Source organism: Rahnella sp. BCC 1045, assembly GCF_019049615.1.
Lineage (GTDB): Bacteria > Pseudomonadota > Gammaproteobacteria > Enterobacterales > Enterobacteriaceae > Rahnella > Rahnella contaminans.
On record NZ_JAFMOZ010000060.1, the window covers coordinates 1 to 4,567 of the forward strand.

The window sequence follows — 4,567 nt, forward strand, 5'->3', positions numbered from 1 at the left end:
CAGGTAAGGGGGGGGCGGTAACGATAGATTCTTCTGGGGGGATCTCAACCTACGGCCCGATGGCATTTGCTATTCTGGGTCAAAGCATCGGCGGCGGCGGTGGTATTGGTGGGGCCACCCAGGCCGCCACGGCCAATGACAAAACGCCTAATTCGGTGATTGAAGCATCGATTGCTGTAGGGGGCGCGGACGCTGCCAATGGCTCAGGTGGAAAGGTTACCATCACCAACAATAATTCCGGAGAAGATATTTCCACGGCGGGTGATCTCAGTTTCGGGATATATGGGCAGTCGATTGCAAATGGTGGCGGGATTGGCGGGGAGTCCATGACGTCAAACGGAGTGGCCACCTCACTGCAATTAACTCTTGGAGATGCCAGTGATAAAGGGGATTCAGGTAAGGGCGGGGAAGTGGATATGACCAACGCTTCTCTTATAACGACTACTGGCGATAATGCCATTGGTATGTTCGGCCAGTCCGTTGGCGGCGGCGGTGGCCTGGCGGTGGTTACTGGGCAGGAGTTGGACAGCACAACGGGTCTGTCTTACTCCACGACTCAGTCGCTGGCTACGGGCTCGGTCGCCCCCCAAATAAATACTGCCACGCTTGGTAAAAATAATACCGGCGGAGATGTCAATCTGAATCTCAACACAGGGGGAGCTGTGAATACGAGCGGCATTAATGCTTTTGGTATTTTTGGCCAGTCTGTTGGTGGAGGAGGGGGCCTCATTGTTATCGACCCGAACAACCCTGTGACCGTTGCTGGGCTGGCTCCTGCAGTGGCTTCGTTATTGCCACCGAACCTGGATGATGCCGGTCAGGTGATCGTGACCACCCAGACAAATACCTCAATAACGACTTCAGGTGATGGTGCGGCCGGTATCGTGGCGCAGTCATTGGGCGGGGGCGGCGCGATGGTTAATGGCCTCAACGGGATTAATCTGATGAATGCCGTGCAGTTTTCGCCGGTGTCCAGATCGAATATCGGCAGTGGGAACGATATTACCGTAAACAACAGTTCGGACATTACCACGACGGGTGCCTATGCCCACGGGATCTTTGCTCAGGCGGCATCCGGCACCGGGGGAGCAATTGGACGAAGTGACGGTACCGGTACACTGTTTGGCGGCATGGCGACAAATATGGGCTGCAGCACGCCTATTGCCTTGGGAGGAAACTGCGGCGGGGCCGTCTCGGTCAACCTTCAGGCAGGGACAGTTGCGGTTTCTGGTTTGCACAGCTGGGGCGTAGCGTTGGAGTCTCAGAATGTCAGCTATACGGACAAGGATGTTGATGAGAGTTCGGCTACGGTCACTGTCAGCAGCGATGCCCGGGTCATCGCCAGCGGTCAGGCTGACGGAGCCATTCTGCTTAACTCATCGGGAACGAACAAGGTCACCAACTCAGGCGTCATAGACGGGAGCGGAAGCAAGGGGGGATATGCCATTTATCAGGGGGATTCAAAATATGTCCCTTATACCGTCATTAACGAAGCCGGCGGCATTATTGAAGGTAGCTTCGCCAGTAACTGTAAAGGAAACTGCAATGATACGGCGGCAGCGGACTCGCAGACGTTATCAGTGGCCGAAGCGGCTCCGCAAACCTCCTCAATCATCAACCAGGGCCTGATAGCATCGGGGGACATCGTGGATCTGAACGGCGGAACTCTGGAGAACAGCGGGATCCTGATGGTTCAGGGCACCAAAACCGGTGTCACGGTGCTTAACGGCGACTATAAGGGCGCGGGGAAAATCAGCTTCGATGCGGATTACAGCCACGGAACCGGCGACAGTTTAGCTGTAAGTGGCCAGGCTGATGTCAGCGGAACTGTCGACATTAACCCAGTCACCATGCATAAGACCCAGGTTGCGTTCCTCACCGCAGAGAAAGGCTTAACGCTGTCAGACAACGTGAGTGTGACAAGCTCCGAGCTGTTCACCACACAACTGGAGCAAAAAGCGAACACGCTGTACGCAACGCCTGAGGCGCACTTTTCTGAGAAAGCTGCGACGATGGATGCGGCAAGCCGGACGGTGGCTGATCATTTGCAGAGTCTGTTTGATGCTGGTGTAGATATGGATGACAGCTATACATCCCTGGCCAAAGTTGGGTCGCAGAGCGAATATAGCAAAGCGCTTCACAGTATCACGGGGCGGACACTGGGGAGTATCGGAGCCTTCCGTTTCCAAAGCAGCCGTGATTTTGTCAACAATCTCAATCAGGGTTGTGATAGGTCCAATATGGTAGAGGGCAACTGCACGTGGGGAAGAGTGCAGGCGAGTGGCGGACACCAGGAGGATACGCAGGGTAGCCTGGGCTACGATGCCACTGCTGTGACCTATGAGGTGGGGATAGAACATGCGATTACCGATCAGTTAACGGCGGGAGTAGCCATCGGCTATGAGCGCAGTAATTTTGAAGATGATGAGGGGCTCGGTAATATTGATGGCAACTCTGTCCTGCTGGGTACGGGCTTAACTTACGGGGTTGGGCCTTATACACTCTCCGGCGCGCTGGATGCCGCGTATGGCAGCTATCAAAGCAGCCGGGCTATTACGGTAGGCGATCAGCAAGCAAAAGCTGATGCGAACCCGGAGGTATGGAATGCGGGTCTGCATCTGAAAGCGAGTTACACCGAAAACATGGGTAAATCGTATATCCGTCCTTTTGTTGAATTACAAGGTGTCCAGGTTCACGGCTCCGGTTACACAGAGCATGGCAACAGTTCGTTTAATCTGGCGGTAGATGAGCAGAGCAAATTCTCGCTGAGCGAAGGCGCCGGTGTCGAATTTGGCAGACATGTGCCACTGCGCAATGGTGCCGAACTGAGCGTCTATGTGAACAGTGCTATCGAAACGACAGATGGCACCAATTGGGAAACTCGGGCAAAATTTGCTGACTCGCCCTCCAGCGATAAGTTTGATGTCGCTACGAATGTTCCGTCCACTTATGGTCGGTTTGGCGCTGGCGTGAAATTGACGAAATGGGACAATGTGGATTTAACGTTGAGCTACAATCCGGAAATTGGAAGTGGTTATCATTCAAATAACGCGATTGCCAGAGTAGACTGGAAGTTCTAAGGTCAGGATGAAAGGCTCAAGTATTCTTGAGCCTTTCATTATTGACGTCATCTTGAAGAAGTATGCAATTAAAAAATGTACATTAAGCATGTCCCCTCCGACCGGATAAGCCCATACAGAAAGAATTAGCAAAAAAAACCAATGCACAACATAAACTTAACATTTATTTACAGAGTTTTTACAGTGTAAAGATTGTTATTAATATGGCGGTGTGGATATAATTAATGCGTCAAGTGAGAAGAAGTTTTTATTTGACATGACAATTGCGATGTTAGTTATGGTGTATTCTCGTGAGTAATTTTTTACGCACACCAGGGAAGTAAATTATAACTGTTATTTCATAAATCATCCCCAGTAGGAAAAAATATTAGTCAACTACTGGGGATGATTATTTAATGAATGAGGCTTTACTTTTATTTCTCTGGATAAAAATCGACTTGAAACCGCATCAGCTCAAGCGTCTTACATATCATTGCATGAGCGCTTTCAAAGTTGGAGAGCTCTGCTAAATTCATCAACCGATTGTCGATCAATAGGGTTGCCATCCCATGGATAAGAGCCCAACTTACCGTCATTCTCATTGCATCTACTTTCTCTATCCTGTCTTCCTGTAAGATAAATGGAGATTCATTTTTTTGCAAAGTGCCAATCATTAGCGTCATGGTTTCAAAGATGACCTGCCGCAATTTATCATTATCCGTTTGAATCAGTTCGTTTCTGAACATCAATCCGAACATCGATGGATTTTCATGTGCAAATCCGATGTAGGCCGAGGCGAGCTTTTTTCGTCTGAGGATAGGATTTGGCTCATCATGTAAGGCCTTTTTTAAACAAACTTGCAGTTCAAGATATCCCATACTTGCCAGCTCGCTGAGCAAATTTGGTAAATTATGAAAATGATGTTTAGGGGCTGCATGAGAAACCCCCGCTTCACGGGCGATTGAACGCAAACCAAGACCTGCAATGCCACTCCGCTTGAGAATTCTTTCTGCTGCATCCAGCACTAACTCCGGAACATTTCCGCGGTGATATGGGTGATTTTCTATCTGGGACAAGCCTGACATATGAAGAAATCTGCCTGATTTTTGTTCAAAAAGGTAATGCTAATGGTAAACGAGATCCGGGGGATTTAACAGGGGCGAAAAATGCAAGAAAAAATTAGCGTGGTAGTAATGCAATTTGGTTATTATTGAATTCAAAGCAACAAATAAAAGCAATCGTGAGCCATAGAAAAATAACATACAGATACAGATTCTTCATTTCCATTCAAAAATAGGCATAGTGTCTACGGGATCGCCATAACAATCAAACTGTATCAAAGTAGCAGCATGCTGAATTATCACGTACAGGATGAAACTTCTTAGGTATTTTGATAGTCCAATTTTTTTTAATCTTAAAAGGGTATACTTACCCTCCCATAAATCAAAAATATATCCATACTCATATTCCAAAATCCAGTTATGGACGTGCAATTTACCTGGCATGAT

Annotated in this window: 3 protein-coding genes; 1 reads left to right on the plus strand and 2 read right to left on the minus strand. The window is 48.8% G+C overall.

Translation table 11 applies throughout. From position 1 onward, the window contains the following. Positions 1-59: 59 nt before the first annotated feature. Entirely contained in the window at positions 60-3,080 is a 3,021-nt protein-coding gene (locus tag J1782_RS00425) for an autotransporter domain-containing protein (RefSeq protein WP_217151929.1), read from the plus strand. 413 nt (positions 3,081-3,493) lie between these two features. Here J1782_RS00425 and J1782_RS00430 read toward each other — a convergent pair whose 3' ends face one another. Both J1782_RS00430 and J1782_RS00435 read right to left on the minus strand, forming a co-directional pair. After that, positions 3,494-4,144: a TetR/AcrR family transcriptional regulator gene (locus J1782_RS00430; RefSeq protein WP_217151930.1), complete on the minus strand. Its 651-nt coding sequence runs from the start codon at positions 4,142-4,144 to the stop codon at positions 3,494-3,496. A gap of 192 nt (positions 4,145-4,336) precedes the next feature. Continuing rightward, positions 4,337-4,567: DUF5983 family protein (locus tag J1782_RS00435; protein WP_217151932.1), on the minus strand; the 231-nt coding region annotated here is incomplete at its 5' end.